The sequence below is a fragment of the Fuscibacter oryzae genome (assembly GCF_016765795.1).
GTDB classification, from domain to species: Bacteria; Pseudomonadota; Alphaproteobacteria; order Rhodobacterales; family Rhodobacteraceae; genus Fuscibacter; species Fuscibacter oryzae.
On the sequence record NZ_JAESVP010000007.1, the window covers coordinates 1 to 18522 of the forward strand.

Genomic DNA, 18522 nt, shown 5'->3' on the forward strand with positions numbered 1-18522 from the left:
GCTGCAGCCCGGAAAAAGAAGGAGACAAGCCCGACCTTGACCCCAGCATGAACCGAAATCCATAATCAGAGGTGGCTCACTTCGCGGTGAAAAAACCGGCTCAGTTCTGAGTGAAAAACAACACGCCAAGCACCCAAAATGTTGCGACCGAAGGGAAAAAGGCGGCAGCATAGCAAAGATGCCCCGCAGCAAAGACCGCCATTCCGGCCAGAAAGCTGTGCTCACCGTCACGGGCCAGTAGAAAATCGCCCACGGCCCCAAGCGCAAGGCCCAGCCATATCAGGCTGGGCACGCCCGCCAATGTCCCCGCCAGTGCAAAAAGCGCCACGGGTGCCGCTTTGACTATGGCCCCGGCCAGCGGCCTTGCCTCTTGTCCGCAATAGCGCAGGAAATAGAGCAACGACAGAACAGCCGAAAGGCCGCAAAGCAGCGTGGTCATGCGTCAACCATTTCCGCACATCTGACTTGCGGCAGGGGGCAGGTCATGCGCGACGTGGCGTCGGTTACTGAAGGTAGGGAACCGGATCGACGCTTTCGACGCCTTTCCTGACCTCGAAATGCAGGAAGGCCGGGCTGCCGCCGCGCACCACGGCAATCGCCTGTCCGCGTGCGACGGTGGCACCCTTTTGCACCTTGAGCGAATCCACTCCGGCATAGACCGTCAGCAGGTTGTTCGCATGGCGGATGACCACAATCGGTGTGCCGTTGGTGTCTTTGGTCACCGCAGCCACGGTGCCCGCATCGGCGGCCTTAACGGCGGTGCCTGCGGCAGCCGAAATGTCGATGCCCTCATTCTTTTTCTTTTGATAGCTGCGGATGATCTTGCCTGAAACCGGCATCACCAGCTTGGTGGCACTGGCCCCGGTGCGCTGATTGCCCAGATCGGGGGATTTCGGGGTTTCCTTGGCCTGTTCCTTGGCAGGGGCCTCATCCTTGGGCAGCGGCTTTTTGGCCGAGGGCGGGGTGGGCGTCGGGCTGCCCTGGCCGGGGGGTGTTTCCACCACCAAGGGGGCAGGGGCGGGGGCCGCGCCGGAACTGGTGGGGATGGTCAGGATCTGGCCTTCGCGCACCGCAAGATCGGCGCCAAGGCCGTTCCAGTCGGCAATCGACTTGGCCGAGACATTATAGGCCCTCGCGATGGTATAAGCGGTCTCGCCACGCTCAACCTTGTGGCGCAGCGGATCGCCGCCCTTTGGGGCCGTGGCGGGCTTGGTGCCTGCCGCCGGGGGCGGGGCCGCGCGGTCAATCGCGCTGCCCGCGATGGTGGTGACATCGATCTGGCCGCCGCTGCTGGCAGGCGCGGTAGAACCGATGATCCCGCCGGTAACCGGGCCGCCCGGCGTGGGTGCGCCATAGGCGGGCGCAGAGGAGGCGACGCGATTGGGCAGGGCCAGAACCTCGCCCTCGCGCAGGGTGTCAGAGGGGCGCAGCGCGTTATAGCTGGCCAAGGCCCCGGTATCGGTGCCCAGACGCTGGGCGATGCCGGCAACCGTATCGCCCCGGCGGGCGACAACCACCTGATAGCCGGGGTAAGAGATCACGCCATTGGCATCGGCCTGCGGGCGGGCATCGGTGGCCCCGCGCGCGGCATTGCTGGTGTCAAACGCACCGCCGCGCCGCAAATCCCAATCCAGATTGTTGTTGGCACAGGCCGACAGCAACAGCACAGCCATCAGGCCAAAAGTGGGTCCGCGGGACAGGATCATGCTCGACTTCCTCATTCCGCCCGGTTTGTTCCGGGTGTTGTTCACTCGTTGCCCAAGCCCTCGACCAGCGGCACAAAGCGCACCGGGCGAAGCTCTTCATACTCATATCCATCGGCCTGACGGGTTACCTTGATCAGACTTTGCACGGTATCCGACTGCCCGACAGGCAGTACCATGATACCGCCGATCTTCAACTGCGCCAATAGGGGGCCGGGGGGGTCTTCGGCGGCGGCGGTGACAAGAATGCGGTCAAATGGCGCCTGATCGGGCAGGCCAAAGCTGCCATCGCCGGTCATGGTGACAATGTTGACCAGACCCAGATCGCGGAACAGGTCAGACGCTTCCTTGACCAGCCTGCGATGGCGGTCAACGGTATAGACCCGCCGCGCCAGAAGGCTGAGGATGGCCGCCTGATAGCCCGATCCGGTCCCCACCTCCAGCACGGTATCGCGCGGCTGCACTTGCAGGGCCTGCGTCATCAGGCCCACGACCGAAGGCTGGCTGATGGTCTGCCCGCAGGCGATGGGCAGCGGCATGTCTTCATAGGCGCGTTCGGCGAACAGGCCTTTGACAAAGCGGCCACGATCCACCCGCTCCATCGCGGACAGAACCCGGCTGTCGGTGACACCGCGAGAGCGTAGGGAAAACAGAAAGCGCATCTTGCGTTCGGCCGCCGTCTCATCGTCGGGCTGGCCGTCCTCTGTCATGCCAGCCGCGCCTCCAGCTCGGCCAGAACATCATGCGCGGTCAGGTCCGCGCGCAGGGGGGTGACAGAGATGTAGCCTTCGACATTCACCGTCACATCTGTGCCGGGCAGGGTGGGCCCATGCTGCGGGCCGCCCTTGATCCACAGGAACTTGCGCCCCGAGGGCGAGATGTGGGGCTCCAGCGAAAAGGCGCTGTAGCGGCGGAAGCCCTGGGCCGCGACCTTGGTGCCCTTGACCGCCTTGGTGGCGCAGGGGGGAAAGTTGATGTTGTAAAACAGACGATAGTCTTCGCCGTCCCACAGGCCCCGGTCCAAAAGCTTGCGCACCAGCGCCGGGCCGTGGATGCGGGCGGCTTCGAACGGATCGTCCAGCTCGTCCGTCTCGCGGCCCATGAACTGCGACAGGGCGATGGCCGGAATGCCTTGCAGTGCCGCCTCCATCGCGCCGCCGATCGTGCCGGAGTAAAGCACGTTCTCGCCCGAGTTGTTGCCGCGGTTCACGCCCGACAGCACCAGATCGGGCTTGGCCCCTTGCAGCACGTCATAGATGCCGGCCAGAACGCAATCGGCCGGGCTGCCCTCGGCGGCATAGCGGCGCGGGGCCAGCTTGGCGATCATCATCGGGTGGGTATAGCTGATGCAATGGCCGACGCCCGATTGTTCAAAGGCGGGGGCCACGGTCCAGACCTCGCCATCGGGCCCGGCGATTTCGGCGGCAATCTCGGCCAGAACCTCCAGCCCCGGAGCGTTGATGCCGTCGTCATTGGTGATCAGGATGCGCATGAAAAGGCCTTTCGTGACCTTCTGATTAGACGAGGCCAAGGGGTGCCGCAAGCGGTGGATTGCCGGGTTGGAAACAGTTGCGGGGTTGGGTGTGCCTCTCCTATGACTGCACGCCCTTTGTTCGGGCGGATCAGGAAACGCACCGCGTTTCCCCGTCCGTGCGGGCGGGTTCAGCAAGAGACAGGCCCACGAGAAACCCGAGAGGCCAGCGCCCGCCGATGGCGGGGCGGGCGCTGGCCGGGCCTTAGGGGCCCGGCGGTGCAACTTGATCCTTCACCGCGTGGCAAAGGCGATGGCCTTTGCCAGATTGGGCGAGGATGAATGGCCGGCCCCCCCTGCCTAACCCTCGGTTTCCGGTCGGATGTCCACCTTGTGGCTGCCCTTCTGGTTGCCATCCAGGCGCAGCATGCCGATCACCGGGGCCACGTCACCGTAATCGCGGCCATAGCCGACGACGATGTGATCCTCGGCCACCCAGCAGGCGTTGGTCGGGTCATATTCCACCCAGCCGCTTTCGGCCCCCGTCCAGGCGCGGACCCAGGCGTGCATGGCATCAGCCCCTTCCAGCCGGGGCTTGCCGGGCGGGGGCAGGGTGCGCAGATAGCCCGCGACATAGGCCGCCGGAATGCCAAGGCTGCGCAGGCCCGCGATCATGATCTGCGCGAAATCCTGACAGACGCCGTGGCGCCCGACAAAGGCGGCCTCGGGCGGGGTATCCACCTCGGTCGCGGTGGCGTCAAAGGTCATTTCGGCGTGCAGCGCCCGGCCAAGGGCCTCTGTTGCCGCGCGGGCGGTGGTGGCGGTGGCGGTGGCGCTGCGGGCAAAGGCGGCAATCGCCGCGCTGGGCAGCAGCCGGGGCGAGGGCGGCAGGAAGTGATGCGGCGCCTCTGGCCCCAGATCACGGATCAGCGCGATCTGGTCGGGCAGATCGGGCAGCCGTGCGCTCATGTCAAATTCGGGCGGCGCGGCGCGGCGGATGACGCTGGCCTTCATCGTGACGGTCAGCTTGGTCAGGCCGGGGGGCATGACCGCCTGCACCACCCGCGTGCCATAGAAATCGTCAAACACCTGCCGTTCAAGCGGCTGGGGCGAGAAGGTGACGGTTTCCGAAGCAACCGTCTGGCAACCCGGCAGGCTGGCGGGCAGGATGCGGAACTGCTGGCGGCCCGCGCCGGTGGGGCGGGCGAAGACATAGTCGATGACAAGGCGGATCTGATACAGCATCAGCGCAGATAGGCCCCGGTCAGCAGGTCTGACAAGCCCGCGATGCGGCCCCGCAGCGCCCAGATGGCTTGGGTCGTCAGGTCTTCGGGCCGGGTGGTGGCCAGATCGGTATGCAGCCGCAACATCGCGCGGGTCAGGTCCGACGGCATCCCGTATTCATCTGCCTCGGGCAGCAGGCGCAACTGCTCGGCCATGCCGTCCAACTGATAGCGCATGGACCGCGGGTTCATCTCATCCAGCGCCAGAAGGTCGATCACCGTCACCCGGCTGGTTTGCAGAGAAAACCGGCGGCGGTGGGTCATCACGCTGTCGCCCACCTCGATCATCAGGTCCAACGCACCTTCGGGGGCCTTGGCGTCGGCCAGCACCGCCAGATTGGCCGCCATGCCCATCGCACGCTCATGGTGGCGCCCGATGGTCAGGAAACGCCAGCCGAGAAAGCGGTACATGTTTTCATGCACCAACCCGGAAAACCCGGTCAGCTTGCGCAACAGCGCCGACAGCGCGCGCGCGGCATCGTCACCGGGCGAAACCTTGGTGGCCATGCGGGCGGCGGTCTTGTTCAGATCGATCAGCGCCTGCCAGGCATCGGGGGAAAAGCGGTCGCGCACATGGCCCGCGCTGCTGATCGCCAGCCCAAGGGCAGACAGCAGGCCCGCAGGCACACCGGTTTCCGGCTTGGTGTCAAGGGCGTCGAACAAAGGGTCCATCGCGGCCAGCAGGGGGGTGGCGGCCTCGCCCGCCTCGGCCAGACGGATGTTGCGGGCGCGCAAAAGGCGCATGATCCCTTCGGCCCGCTCGACATAGCGGCCCAGCCAGAACAGGTTGTCGGCGGCCCGCGATGGCAGCGACCCGGGCGTCGCGCGGCGATAGGCGGCGGTGGGGGGGGCGACCATGCTGACCACGGGCTGCGGCTTGTCGGCAACAATCCAGACATCGGCGGCGTTCCCGCCGTTCTGCATGGCAATGGCATTGGGTTCGGGCGAGGCGCCGATGCGGCCAAACCCGCCCGGCATCACCTGCCAGCCCTGCGCCGTTCGCGCCAGAAACACCCGTAGGGACAGAGGCCGGGGCTGCAACCGCCCCTCCACCAGCGCGGGGGTGGTGGACAGGGTGACAGCCTCTTGCGCCACCAGTTGCGGGCCTTCGGTGGCCAGCTTCGCCGCCAGATCGGCATGCGACAGGCCAGAGGCCGCAAGCCCCTGCAACGGCCCGTCATAAGGCAGGCCGGTGGCAAAGGCGTCCGAAATCACCATGCGCCCCGGATCGGCCAGCACCGCCTGACGTTCGCCCGCCCCGCCGCACCACCATGTGGCGATGTTGGGCATCATCAGATCGGCCCCCAGCAGATCCTGCGCCAGTTTTGGCAAAAATGCCATCAGCGCGCGGGTTTCCAGCACGCCCGACCCCAGCGCATTCACCATGGTCAGCCCCTGCGCCCGCAGCGCCGAAACCATGCCCGGCGTGCCGATGCGGCTCATCTGATTCAGCTCTACCGGGTCGGCAAAGCCGCTGTCCATCCGCCGCCACAGCACATCCACGGGCCTGAGGCCCGACACGGTGCGCACCAGCAGGCGGTCGCCCGCGACGGTCAGATCCTCGCCCTCGACCAGCGTAAAGCCCAGATACCGCGCGATATAGGCGTGTTCGTAATAGGTTTCATTCATCGTGCCGGGGGTCAGAATCGCCACCCGCGCCTGTGGGTCATGGCGCAGCGCCTGCAACTGGTCGCGAAAGTCGCGGAAGAACCCGGCAAGGCGGGGCACGTTCATGCCGGCATAAACCTCGGAAAAGGCGCGGCTGGTGGCGACACGGTTTTCCAAGGCATAGCCCGCGCCCGAAGGGGCCTGCGCCCGGTCGGCCAGCACCCACCAGTTGCCATCGGGGCCGCGCCCGATCTCAAAGGCCAGAAAGTGCAGGTAATGCCCGTCGCGCGGGCGCACCCCAACCATGGGGCGCAGCCATTCGGGGTTGGCGGCGATCAGGCCCGCAGGCAGCTTGCCCTCGGCCACCAGACGGTTTTCGCCGTAAAGGTCGGCCATCAGCCCTTCCAGCAGATCGGCGCGCTGGATCAGGGCGGCGGACAGGCCTTGCCATTCCCCCTCGGCAATCAGCACGGGAATATGCGACAGCGGCCAGGGCCGTTCCACCGATTGCCCGGTGCCATACTGGCGATAGAACACGCCCGAATCCATCAGATACTGGTCGGCGCGGGCAAGGCGTTTGGTCCGCTCGTCTTCGCTCAGGGCCAGCAGATGGCGCATGAAGCCGCGCCAGACGGGGCGCAGCTCTCCCCTCGCGTCAACCAGTTCATCCTGGGTCGCGGCGGGGGGGCGATAGTCGCGCGTCATGCCTGTGGCAAAGGTCAGGGTCGGGTCGGAACTTGCGGTCTGCATGCGGCATCAGATGCCGACCGGGCGCCGCAGGTCAAGGGTGAAGGGAAATTCGGGGTGTCGCCGTTCGGCCCCCGGCCGCAGCCAACCCGCCTGATGGCCATGGGGTTCGAAACGCGCGAGCCGCCGCGCCTCGGCCTCGTTCCCGTTCACGGGGAAGGTGTCATAGCTGCGCCCGCCGGGGTGGGCGACGTGATAGACGCAGCCCCCCAGTGCGCGGCCCGACCATGTGTCATGGATGTCAAAGGTCAGCGGCGCATGAACCGGCACCGTCGGCTGCATCGCGGCCGCTGGTTGCCACGCCTTGTAGCGCACGCCTGCCACAGCCACGCCATTGGCCACGCGGGTCAAGGGCACCTCGCGCCCGTTGCAGGTGACTCTATAGCGGTCTGGCTGAGCGGTGGTCAGCTTGACCTGCAACCGCTCGGTCGAGCTGTCGGTATAGCGTACCGTGCCGCCAATCGCACCGGTTTCACCCAAGACATGCCACGGCTCCAGGGCCTGGCGCAGCTCCAGACGGGTGCCCTCATATTCCACCTCGCCGCAGAAGGGAAAACGGAACTCTCCTTGGGCGGTGAACCATTCCTCTTTCAGATCAAAGCCATGCTGGCGCAGGTCGGCAAGAACATCGCGGAAATCCTCCCAGACGAAATGCTGCAACATGAAGCGGTCATGCAGCGCCGTGCCCCAGCGGGTCAGGTCGCCCGTCGCAGGCGCCGCCCAGAACCGGGCGATCAAAGCACGCAGCAGCAGTTGCTGGGCCAGCGACATGCGCGCATCGGGCGGCATCTCGAAACCCCGGAACTCCACCAGCCCCAGCCGCCCGGTGGGGCCATCGGGGGAATAGAGTTTGTCGATGCAAATCTCGGCCCGGTGGGTGTTGCCGGTGACATCGGTCAGCATGTTGCGCAACAGGCGGTCCACCAGCCAGGGCATCGGCTGCATGCCGTTACCGGGCACGGGAATCTGCGACAACGCGATTTCCAGCTCATAGAGGCTGTCGTGCCGCCCTTCGTCCATGCGCGGGGCCTGAGAGGTCGGGCCGATGAACAGGCCCGAGAACAGGTAGCTCAGGGACGGATGCCGGTTCCAGTGCATGATCAGCGATTTCAGAAGATCGGGGCGGCGCAGGAAGGGGCTGTCAAGCGTGGTGGCCCCGCCCACAACCACATGGTTGCCGCCCCCCGTGCCGCAATGCTTGCCGTCGATCATGAACTTGTCGGCGCCAAGGCGCGACTGGCGCGCCTCTTCATAAACCGTCTGCGTGATCGATACGCAGTCATCCCAGTCATGGGCGGGGTGGATGTTGACCTCGATCACGCCGGGGTCGGGGGCGACGCGGATCACGTTCAGGCGCGGGTCGTGCGGCGGCTGATATCCTTCGATATGCAGCTTTAGCCCCAGCCGCGCGGCGGCGGCTTCGGCGACGTGCAGCAGGTCAAGGTAATCCTCCAACGCGGCCACCGGCGGCATGAAGACACAAAGCCGCCCGTCGCGCGCCTCGACCGAAATCGCGGTACGGACCGAGCCTTCAACCTCGGTGATCGACTGGGGCGAAAACCCCTGCTGCGGAGAGGAGGCGACAAAGCTGGCCATGGCCTGCGATTTGCGCTGCGCGGTGACGGGGGCTGGCGCGGGCAGGGGCGCGCGTTCGATGGTGGGGTCCATCGGGTTCAGATAGGGGTATTGCGCGGGTGACAGGTAGGGCAGGCTTTCCAAGGGCAGGCGGTAGCCGACCGGGCTGTCCCCCGGCACCAGAAACATCTTGCCGCGCCGCAACCGCCAGCGTTCCGACGTCCAGCGCCGCCGCCCGTCGCGCGCCATCCAGGGCTGCACCGGCAACACGAAACCCGATGGCTCGGTCAGGCCCCGGCTGAACACGGCGGCAATGCGGTGGCGCGCCTCGGGGTCTTTAAGTTCCGAATTTTCGGGGGTGACGTTCGGCGGCAGGTTCGCCTCTTTCACCAGCCATTCGGCGGGGTCTTCATAGGCGGGCAGGATGTTTTCTTCGCCCACGTCCAGCTCGAACGCCATTTCGCGCAGCAGTTCCTGCGCCTGTAGCGGGGTCGCGCCATGGTCGGTGCCTTCGGCGGCGATCAGGTCGGGGTTCTGCCAGACCGGCTGGCCATCAACCCGCCAGTAAAGCGAAAAGGTCCAGCGCGGCAGTGTTTCGCCCGGATACCATTTGCCCTGCCCGTAATGCAGGAAACCGCCCGGCGCGAAACGGTCGCGCAATTTGCGGATAAGAACATCGGCGCGGTCGCGTTTGGTGGGGCCAACGGCGGCGGTGTTCCATTCCTCGGCCTCAAAATCGTCGATCGAAACGAAGGTGGGTTCGCCCCCCATGGTCAGCCGCACATCGCCCGCCCTTAGCGTGGCATCGACCTTGTGGCCAAGGGCATTCAATTCGTCCCACGCCTCATCGCTGAAGGGTTTGGTGATGCGGGGGTGTTCGGCCACGCGCCGGACCTGCATGTCAAAATCAAAGCTGACATTGGCGGTGCCGGTATAGCCGCCGGAAATCGGGGCGGCGTTGCGGTAATGCGGCGTGGCCGACAGCGGGATATGGCTTTCGCCCGTCAACAGGCCAGAGGTCGGGTCCAGCCCGATCCAGCCCGCGCCGGGCAGGTACACCTCGACCCAGGCGTGCAGGTCGGTGAAATCCACCTCGGTGCCCGAAGGGCCGTCCAGCGCCTTGAGGTCGGGTTTCAACTGGATCAGATAACCCGAGACGAACCGCGCCGCAAAGCCCAGATGACGCAGCAGGTTGACCAGCAGCCAACTGGAATCGCGGCACGATCCTGCGGCCAGTGCCAGGGTTTCATCCGGCGTCTGCACCCCCGGCTCCATGCGGATCAGATAGGTAATGTCGTTCGAAAGCTGGGCGTTCAGGCCAACGATGAAATCGACGGTGCGGGTTTTTTCACGCGGAATGGCGGCCAGATAGGCGTCAAACTCTGGCCCCAGCGGGTCGGCCTTGCGATAGATTGACAGGTCATCGATCAGGTCCAAGGGATAGTCAAAGGGCCATTCCTCCGCAGCCTCCTCGACGAAAAAGTCGAAGGGGTTGTAGACGGTCATATCCGCGACCAGATCGACCTCGATCTTCAATTCCGTCACCGGTTCCGGGAAGACAAAGCGCGCCAGCCAGTTGCCATAGGGGTCTTGCTGATAGTTCACAAAGTGATTGGCGGGCGTGACCTTGAGCGAATGCGAAATCACCCGCGTGCGGCTGTGTGGAGCCGGACGCAGGCGGATGACCTGTGGGCCAAGGACGATGGGGGCGTCGTATTTATAGTGGGTCAGGTGATAGATGCTGGCCTTGATCGACATATCCGCCCTCGTTCTTTGGGCCAGACTAGGGGGGAAGCGGGCGTTGGGGAACCCGGCCATGGCGGGAATTGCAAGGAATTCGGGCGGTGTTGTGGGCTATGCTGAAAAGATTGGCAGTTGGGGGCGACAATTTTCTTCGAAGGGATTTGTGGGTTGGTCTGGCATTCCTGCGCCTCATGTCCGGGCGGATCAGGAAACGCATTGCGTTTCCCCGCCCGTGCGCGACCTGTCCGCAAGATACGGTGGCAGCAAATACCCCGAGAGGCCAGCGCCCGCCGGGGGCGGGGCGGGCGCTGGCTGGGCCTTTGAGGCCCGGCGGTGTGGGTTCCTGACGTATCGCGTGGCGAAGGCGATGGCCTTCGCCAGACCACGCGGGGGGCGATCTGCCCTATCCGGCCGACACCATCAGCCGTTTCAGCCCGTGGAAATGATAGACATCGCCATACTCCGGCGCCTCGGTCAGCCGCAGGCCCGGCAGGCGGTGAAACAGGATCGGCAGGGCGGTGACCAGTTCCAGCCGCGCCAAGGGGGCACCGACGCAGAAATGCAGGCCGGCGCCAAAGGTGGCGTTGGGCTTGATGGGCCGGGTGGGGTGGAATTTTGCGGGCTGTTCCCAAACGCCCGGATCGCGGTTGGCCGCAGCCAACAACAGCGCCACCTGATCACCTCGCCGGAAGGTGTGGCCCATCACCTCGATATCTTCATAGGCCCAGCGGGTGAACATATGCAGCGCCGGGTCAAAGCGCAGGATTTCCTCAACCGTGGTTTCCGCCGTCTCGGGCGTGATGGTGTGGCGGGTTTGCAGCAGCGTCTTCACCCCGTTGCCGATGGTATGCACCGTCGCCTCATGCCCCGCATTCAAGAGCAGGATGCAGGTGGTGATCAGTTCATCCGTGGTCAGCCGCTCGCCTTCCGCCTCGGCGGCGATCAGATGGGTGATCAGGTCATCACGCGGATCGGCGCGGCGTTGCTCGACATAAGCACGCAGGAAGGCCACGAAAGCCTCGGTCGCCTGCACTGCGCGCTCTTCGGTTTCGGGGGTGCGGCCGGCCATATACATGCCGACCATGGCATTCGACCAGCGCAAGAGGTCGTCCGACATTTCCTCGGGCACGCCCAGCAGGCGGGCGATGATAATGACGGGCAGTTTCTGGCCGAAATGTTTCAGCAGGTCGAACTCGCCCGCCGGAAAGCCGTCAATCAACTGATTGGACAGGGTGGCGATTTCGGGCTGCAAGGCCGCGATCCGGCGCGAGGTGAAGGCCCGCAGCACCAACCCGCGCAGGCGGGTGTGGCGGGGCGGCTCCAGCTCCAGCATCGAATGGGCCTCGACCGCGTAAAAGGGGCGCAGGTGGTCGGGGATCGGCGGGGCAAGCTCTGCCGGAACCTCGCGCCCAAAGCGGCGGTCGCGGAAGATGGCATTCAACGCGGCGGCATTGCCGGTGCAGGTCATGCCATAGTCGGCCCAGTGAAAGAACGGCCCCGCTGCGCGGGCGGTTTCGTAAAACGGATAGGGGTTCTGCACAAAGCCCGGATCGGTGGGGGATTGGTGCAGCGGGGTCATGCCCGCCGACCCAAGGGAATGATGCCTTGCGCCACCAGCACGCCCACGGCCACCAGGCCCGCAGCCCCGGCCTGCACCCAATCCCATTTGCCGCCCATCAGGAACAGGATGATCATGACGTAAAACGGCGCCGCGTTGATGTGCAGGGCCGACAGCCCGATGCCCAGCTTTTCGACCGACATGATCCACATAAGCTGGCTGATGCCCAGCGATCCCACCGAAAACGCCAGCAAGGCCAGGGTTTCCTTCATGCCCCAGCCGCTGAAATCGGGCGGCGGCGTGCCCGTGCCAATGCCGATCAGGGCTGCCGTTGAAACCGCAATCGCTGCGCCGGAAATGGTCAGCGCGGTGCGCCCGATGGGCGACAGCCCCGGAAAGGCGGTGACGGTCAGGCGCGAACCCAGCGTGAACGACACGACCGAGCCAAAACACAAGAGCGCGCCAAAGCCCAGCGACATGCCGCCACCCTTGAAATCCAGTGCCATCATCCCGCCGACCAGCGACAGCAGCAACCCGATCACCAGCCCCGCGTTCAGCCTGCGCCCGTCCAGCGCCACCTCCAGCGCAATGCCGACCACGGGCAGGGTGGCCGAAATCACCGCCGCCGTCACCGCCCCGCCGCGCGCCTGACCCTGCACCAGAAACCACGCGCCCAGCCCGATCAGGCTGCCCACGGCAATGCCTTTCAGCCAGTTGACCCGCAACAGCGCGCCCGGCCCCTCCATCACCGCCCAGACGGGCAGCAGCGCCAGCGCCGCCAGCCCCATGCGCAAGGCGCTGAGCTGATCGGCGGGCAGCAGCGGAATGATGAAATCGGCAGCCGGCAGGCCCGCAGCCCAGATCAGCATGGAGGCCATGCAGACAAGGTTCGCGGCCAACAGGTTATGCGACGGGGCCAAAGGCTCGGATGCTAGGGTCATGCGGGCACGCTAGCGGGTGGCGCGGCGATGCGCTGTTCCACCCGCGACATGGGGTCGTCAGGCGGCGGCGAGTGCCGCGACAATCGCGCCAAAGTCGGCAGCCTTCAGGCTGGCCCCGCCCACCAACGCACCATCGACATGGCCAACGGCAAAGATCTCGGCCGCGTTCGACGGTTTGACCGACCCGCCATAAAGCAGCCGCACGCCCGCCGCCTCGCCCCCGATCTGCTTCATCAGGCTGACGCGCAGGAAAGAATGCACCTCGGCAATCTGGTCCAGCGTGGGGGTGCGCCCGGTGCCAATGGCCCAGACCGGCTCATAGGCGATGACCAGCGTGGCCGCAGTGGACCCTGCGGGCACCGAGCCTGCAAGCTGTTCGCCGATCACGGCCAGCGTCTGCCCGGCATCGCGCTGGGCCTCGGTCTCTCCCAGACAGACCACGGGCACAAGGCCCGCCTCGACCGCCGCCAGCGCCTTGGCCAGCACCAGCTCATCCGTTTCGCCATGATCGGCGCGGCGTTCGGAATGGCCAAGGATGACATAGCTTGCGCAAGCGTCTTTCAGCATCGCGGCCGAGATGTCGCCGGTATGCGCGCCCGATGCCTTGGGGTGGCAATCCTGTCCGCCGATGGCAAGCCGCGTGCCTTTGGTGGCCCATGCCGCCTGCGCGATCAGGGTTGCGGGCGGGCAGATCAGCATGTCGCAGGCCGGGGCGGGATGCGCCTCGGTCAGCGCCGTCAGTTCGGCCAGCGCGGCGGCATTGCCGTTCATCTTCCAGTTGCCTGCTGCCAGTTTCCGCATCGGTTCCTCCGCTTGATCTGCAAAAGGGTTAGCGCTCTCGTTTCGGCATGGAAAGGGGACATGACGAAAAACACGCGAAGCCGGGGGGCTTTGCGGGAACAATCGTTACGCACGCGCGTTTTCAGTTGGGGGAAGCGCCGGGCGTTTCGTGGAACTTGATCGATTCGCCGCAGCCGCAGGCTTCTGCCACATTGGGGTTGCGGAATTTGAAACCGGCTTGCAGCAGATCGACCTCATAGTCGATTTCGGTGCCGATCAGGAACATCTGCGCCATGGGCGCAATCAGCACGCGGGCGCCATCCTGCTCGACCACCTCGTCCAGCGGGTTGGCCTCTGCCACATAGTCCATGGTGTATTCCATGCCCGCGCAGCCGCCCTTTTTCACGCCGATGCGCAGGCCCGCGCTGCCCTGCTTTGCCATCAGCCGCGCGATCTGTTTCGCGGCTGGTGTGGTCAGGGTGACGGCGGCTTTTCCGGGAATTCCGAACATGGGATGCTCCTTTGATCCCAATCTAGGGTGTTCTGGGCAAGATTCCAAGCGGGGGCAGCGCGCCAAGCAGTGCAAGCGTTGCATAGCCGACCAGCAGCGCCCAGGCGAAAGAGGCCAATGTGCCGATGATCACATATTCCGACAGCGCCCGGTCATCCTTGACCGCGCCAAACCGCAGGATCGATTTGGCCGCGATCAAGAGGCCCACGCCGCCCGGTTGGCCCAAGAGGATCAGGGCGAAAATCAACCCACGCTCCAGCAAACCAATGACGCGGCCCGCGCCGGGCAGACTTTCGGCCTTGTCGCCATCGGGCAGGGTCGCTGCAAAGGGAGCCATCAGAAAACCGATTGCAAAGCCGCCCGCGCGGGTGGCCAGAATGGCCCCGGCGCCCAGCGCCATCAGGCCGGGCAGGGCGGTATGACCGGCCCAAAGCCCACTGCTGAATAGCCCGGGTTGCCACAGCGCAAGGGCTGCAACAGCCGCCAGATGCACCCCCTGATCGGCCAGGAACGCCGCCAGCCCCGGCCGAACCCGCGCCTTCAGCGCATCGGTCGCCATATGCAGGGCCGTCATCCACACCAGCGCCGGGGCAAGGCTGCCCGTGGCTGCAATGAGGGTAAACAGCACCACGGCCCCATGGGCGGCAAGCCCCTTGATGTGGCGCTTGTTCACCACCATCCAGCGGGTCTGGAACACGAAATCGGCGAGGGTATGGGCGAAGAGCAGGGCGGCGAGAGTTTCAGGCATATGGTCCACCAGGTATCAGTTGAAACTCGGTTTCCCACTCTTCGAGAAGCTCCGCGATCCGCCGCGCGTCAGCACCTGCAAGACGATAGCTCACTGCTTGCTGAGAAATTCCCAGCCTTGTCGCAACTTCCCGACCAGTAGCATATGGTCCGTTCAGATATAATGCGGCTGCTTCCGCCTGATGTGAAGTCCAGAGCTTCATGCGAAGCTCAAGAAGCTCCACAGCAATCTGGTGCAGGTAGGTGATCCCTAGGCCTGAAATCGCAAGGCTTCCGGCTTTGCGTTCAAGCCAGTCAAGGGCGCGACCAGACACGATAAAGGCTTCTCCCGAGGCATCGGCCAAAGTTTGGCTACCCATCGAGTCGATCTGTCCAACGCCGATGGAAATTCGAGTTGAAGGTAGATCAGATGCGCCCTTTAGGCTTGCGCCGATTAGGACTGCTACGCGCAAAGCTTGGGGCACGTTCCCCATTGCAAACTGCCAGCCGTCACCTCGAAAGCGGGTAAATTTTGGGGCAAAGTCTCCAGTTCTCTCAGAGTGATCATTTGCGATCCCTTTGATGACATCAAGTGCTCGGCCGATCATCTCTTGGCTGTGCATCTGTGATTTGACCAGATCACCGGTCAGGACCGCCGAGGGCAACTCCAACGAACGTAGCATGCAAGCCTCTTGACTTGATCTATCTAAGATCAAGCTATAAGGCTTAAATACTAAGGAATCAATCCATTTGGCTTGATATCTGCCTTACATGAATCCCAGTTCCAGCCGGGCCTCGTCTGACATCATCTCCATGCCCCAGGGCGGGTCGAAGACCATGGCGACCTGAACCTGTTTCACGCCGGGCAGCGATTCAACAGCGTCTTGCACCCAGCCGGGCATTTCGCCGGCCACGGGGCAGCCGGGCGCGGTCAGCGTCATCTGGATATTCACCGCATTCTCGGGATCGATGGCGATGGTGTAAACCAGCCCCAGATCATAGATGTTCACCGGAATTTCCGGGTCGAACACGGTGCGGCAAGCCTCGACCACCTGCTCATAGAGCGGGTGGCCCGTGGTTGAGGGAGCAATGAGGGGTGTCCCCTCCAACTGTGGCTGAACCTCGGTCATCTTTGCCTCGCGCGCTTAGTTGAGTGATTATATAGGAAATCACCAGCGCAAGGTCCAGTGCGCCTATAGAAGACGTCGCGCAAGGCCGGTGCGGATCAGCCCCCAGATCGCCAGAACCGACCCAAAAACCGCAATCGCATAGATCGGCGGGCGCGGCAGGTCTGTGGTGCGGATGCACAGGATGACAAAGGCCACATGCAGGAAATAGATGCCATTGGCATAGGTGCCCAGGTTGCGGTTCCGGCTTTGGCGGGCAAAGCGCAGGGCCAGCAGCAACAGGGCAGGGCAGGCCAGCGCCAGGGACAGCATCATGTCATGGCTGACGCCACGCGGAAACAGGCGGTCCAGCGCCAGCGTCTCGATCAGCACACCCAGAATGCCCACCCCGGCAAGTGTTGCCACCGTGCCTGTGGACCAGCCGGTGCCAAAGTCGGTCTGCCGGATCAGCCAGCCCGCCATCAGGAAGGGAAAGCCCATCAGCACCCCATTGCGCCACATCGCCGCCGAATCTGCCACAAACCACGCCGGGCGCACCACGATGCCAAGGGCAGAGCCGTAAACCAGCCCCAGCCCCAGCCCGAAAGTCACCGCCATCAGCGCCAGTTGCGCCCGCAGCGTCCAGCCGCGCACCAACGCCGCCATTGCCGCCGCCATGGCAAGCGCGGGCAGATACCACAGGTGCCACCAGCCGATCAGCATGGTCTGCACGGCCTGACCCCAAACGGGGCTGTCAAACAGCCCCCACCAGCCCGGCAGATACAGCGCTGTCCACAAGACCCACAGCCACAACAGCCGCCGCACATAGCGCCCGGTGCCGCCCGCCAGTGTGACGGGGTGCAGGAAATAGCCGTTGATTACGAAAAAGGTCGGCACCGACAGCCGATAAAGGCCCTGACCCGTCAGCAGAACGGCATCATGTCCAAGCGGCTTGACCGGATTGGCGTGGATGCCCACGACCATGACGGCAAGGAGGATCTTGAGAAGATCGACCGAAAGTCTGCGATCCATAGTGCTTCAGGCCCGCCTCCTCCCAGACGACGGGCCAGCCTTTGCCGGTTCAGAACGGGATTTCGTCGTCCAGGTCGGGGCGCGATGCACCACCGCCAGCGGCCCCGCCGCCGCTGCGCGCGCCGCCACCCGAATAGCCGCCGCCCTGACTGCCGTAATCGTCATAGCCACCGCGATCCTCATACCCGCCGCCAGCACCACCACCCGAGCCGCCGCCATCACCCCGGCCACCCAGCAACGTCAGGTTGCCGGTGAACGGGCGCAGCACGATTTCGGTGCTATAGCGGTCCTGGCCCGACTGATCCTGCCATTTGCGGGTTTCCAACTGGCCCTCGATATAGACGGTCGAGCCTTTGCGCAGATATTGCTCGGCAATTTTGGCCAGCGGTTCGCTGAAAATCGCGACCGAGTGCCATTCCGTCCGCTCTTTCCGCTCACCAGAGTTGCGGTCGCGCCAGGTTTCAGAGGTGGCGATGCGAAGGTTCACCACCTTGCCGCCGTTCTGAAAGCTGCGCACCTCGGGGTCGCGGCCAAGATTGCCGATGATGATGACCTTGTTGACCGATCCCGCCATATGCGTCCCCTGTGATTCTTGCCGGCCACTGTGCAGGCCCTTTGGTTAATGAAAAGTCTATAGACGCGGCCAGACCGGCCCGCAACCGCCGCCACCCTGCCGGTTTCGGCGGATTGCTGCTGTAAACCGCCCTCAACCTTGGGGTTGAGAGGCCGGATTTGGACCCGTTGGCGCATGGCGTGGGCCAAAAAAGCCAGCCAGATCAACGGCAGCCCGGCGAAATCGACCGGGCAGACATGAAACCGATGCAGGAGCATACAATGACCCGTTTTCCTCGCCTGACCGCCGTAGTTCTGGGCCTGTCGCTGCTGGCAGCGCCGATGGCGATGGCCGAATCCGAAGTGGATGCTGCCACCAAGGACAAGGTGACCGCCGAACTGACCGCGCAGGGCTATGACGTGCGCAAAATGGAAATGGAGGATGGCGCGCTGGAGGTCTATGCCGTCAAGGATGGCAAGACCGTACAACTGTTCCTCGACAAGGATCTGAAGGTCGTCAAGACCTGCGCCGACAACACCTGTGAAAACGGCGAGAACGGCTGAGGCCGTCAGCCGGGCGGCCATATGTGCCGCCCGGCGCCCCCTCTTTTCCCCCCAAAGCCCCCATTTCTCCAAAAGCGAAGAGGTCGCGATGAAACGTCTTTACGTCTGGGACCCGCTGGTTCGCCTGTTCCACTGGTCTCTGGTTCTGGCCTTTCTGGCCAATGCCTTTGTCACCAGACCGGGCAAGGAGGTGCATCAATGGGTCGGCTACGGCGTGGCCGCGCTGATCGCCCTGCGTCTGGTCTGGGGCCTGATCGGACCGCGCCATGCCCGGTTTTCCGATTTCCTGCCCAGCCCGTCAGGCGCCATTGCCCAGTTGCGTGAAATGGCCACCGGCCGGCGCGAGGCCCATGCCGGCCATTCGCCCTTGGGCGCGCTGATGATCTATAACCTGCTGCTGACGATGGCGGCGATTGCGCTGACCGGCTGGATGCAGACCACGGTTGCCTATTTCGGTGTGGAATGGGTGGCACAGGTGCATGAGGCGCTGGTGACCTGGGCCGAGCTTTGCGCGCTGGCGCATGTGGCGGCGGTTGTGCTGGAAAGTCGCAGGTTGCGGGTGAACCTTCCGAAATCCATGGTGACGGGGTACAAGGAGTTTGTACAGGAATAGGCCCGCCCC

Annotated in this window: 18 protein-coding genes; 2 read left to right on the top strand and 16 right to left on the bottom strand. The window is 64.6% G+C overall.

Annotated elements, in window-relative coordinates:
• Positions 1-100 precede the first annotated feature (100 nt).
• From JI744_RS13905 to ssb, 16 genes are all read right to left on the bottom strand, one after another.
• On the bottom strand, positions 101-439 hold the full coding sequence (locus tag JI744_RS13905) for a lysoplasmalogenase family protein (RefSeq protein WP_202661744.1): 339 nt from the start codon (positions 437-439) through the stop codon (positions 101-103).
• 64 nt (positions 440-503) lie between these two features.
• Positions 504-1706, bottom strand: a complete 1203-nt coding sequence (locus tag JI744_RS13910) for a LysM peptidoglycan-binding domain-containing M23 family metallopeptidase (RefSeq protein WP_202661745.1) — start codon at positions 1704-1706, stop codon at positions 504-506.
• A gap of 41 nt (positions 1707-1747) precedes the next feature.
• Positions 1748-2413: a protein-L-isoaspartate(D-aspartate) O-methyltransferase gene (locus JI744_RS13915; protein WP_202661746.1), complete on the bottom strand. Its 666-nt coding sequence runs from the start codon at positions 2411-2413 to the stop codon at positions 1748-1750.
• Positions 2410-3195, bottom strand: coding sequence for a 5'/3'-nucleotidase SurE (gene surE / locus JI744_RS13920; protein WP_202661747.1), 786 nt, complete (start codon positions 3193-3195; stop codon positions 2410-2412). Before surE ends, JI744_RS13915 begins: the two co-directional genes overlap by 4 nt.
• 339 nt (positions 3196-3534) lie before the next feature.
• A complete protein-coding gene (locus JI744_RS13925; RefSeq protein ID WP_202661748.1) occupies positions 3535-4419 on the bottom strand; it encodes a transglutaminase family protein in 885 nt (294 codons plus the stop codon).
• Entirely contained in the window at positions 4419-6815 is a 2397-nt protein-coding gene (locus JI744_RS13930) for a circularly permuted type 2 ATP-grasp protein (protein ID WP_236019462.1), read from the bottom strand. The genes JI744_RS13925 and JI744_RS13930 overlap by 1 nt, the downstream gene beginning before the upstream one ends.
• Positions 6816-6821: 6 nt before the next feature.
• A complete protein-coding gene (locus JI744_RS13935; RefSeq protein WP_202661749.1) occupies positions 6822-10145 on the bottom strand; it encodes a transglutaminase family protein in 3324 nt (1107 codons plus the stop codon).
• 388 nt (positions 10146-10533) lie between these two features.
• A complete protein-coding gene (locus tag JI744_RS13940) occupies positions 10534-11709 on the bottom strand; it encodes a cytochrome P450 (protein ID WP_202661750.1) in 1176 nt (391 codons plus the stop codon).
• Positions 11706-12629 carry a DMT family transporter gene (locus JI744_RS13945; RefSeq protein ID WP_202661751.1) on the bottom strand — a complete coding sequence of 308 codons (924 nt, stop codon included), beginning with the start codon at positions 12627-12629 and terminating at the stop codon, positions 11706-11708. The genes JI744_RS13940 and JI744_RS13945 overlap by 4 nt, the downstream gene beginning before the upstream one ends.
• Positions 12630-12686: 57 nt before the next feature.
• Entirely contained in the window at positions 12687-13430 is a 744-nt protein-coding gene (tpiA, locus tag JI744_RS13950) for a triose-phosphate isomerase (RefSeq protein WP_202661752.1), read from the bottom strand.
• A 121-nt stretch (positions 13431-13551) separates the two neighbouring features.
• Positions 13552-13920, bottom strand: a complete 369-nt coding sequence (locus JI744_RS13955) for a HesB/IscA family protein (protein WP_202661753.1) — start codon at positions 13918-13920, stop codon at positions 13552-13554.
• A gap of 22 nt (positions 13921-13942) precedes the next feature.
• Positions 13943-14668: a DUF3307 domain-containing protein gene (locus tag JI744_RS13960; RefSeq protein ID WP_202661754.1), complete on the bottom strand. Its 726-nt coding sequence runs from the start codon at positions 14666-14668 to the stop codon at positions 13943-13945.
• Complete coding sequence (locus JI744_RS13965) at positions 14661-15329, bottom strand: hypothetical protein (protein WP_202661755.1); 669 nt, start codon at positions 15327-15329, stop codon at positions 14661-14663. Before JI744_RS13965 ends, JI744_RS13960 begins: the two co-directional genes overlap by 8 nt.
• 84 nt (positions 15330-15413) lie before the next feature.
• Complete coding sequence (locus JI744_RS13970; RefSeq protein ID WP_202661756.1) at positions 15414-15776, bottom strand: SUF system Fe-S cluster assembly protein; 363 nt, start codon at positions 15774-15776, stop codon at positions 15414-15416.
• A gap of 63 nt (positions 15777-15839) precedes the next feature.
• Positions 15840-16784: an acyltransferase family protein gene (locus JI744_RS13975; protein WP_202661757.1), complete on the bottom strand. Its 945-nt coding sequence runs from the start codon at positions 16782-16784 to the stop codon at positions 15840-15842.
• Positions 16785-16833: 49 nt separating this feature from the next.
• Positions 16834-17358, bottom strand: coding sequence for a single-stranded DNA-binding protein (gene ssb / locus JI744_RS13980; RefSeq protein ID WP_202661758.1), 525 nt, complete (start codon positions 17356-17358; stop codon positions 16834-16836).
• 260 nt (positions 17359-17618) lie between these two features.
• Between ssb and JI744_RS13985 the strand changes: the two genes are divergently transcribed.
• A complete protein-coding gene (locus JI744_RS13985; protein ID WP_202661759.1) occupies positions 17619-17900 on the top strand; it encodes a PepSY domain-containing protein in 282 nt (93 codons plus the stop codon).
• 88 nt (positions 17901-17988) lie between these two features.
• Positions 17989-18513 (top strand): cytochrome b/b6 domain-containing protein, encoded by a 525-nt coding sequence (locus JI744_RS13990; protein WP_202661760.1) that lies wholly within the window; start codon positions 17989-17991, stop codon positions 18511-18513.
• Positions 18514-18522 lie beyond the last annotated feature (9 nt).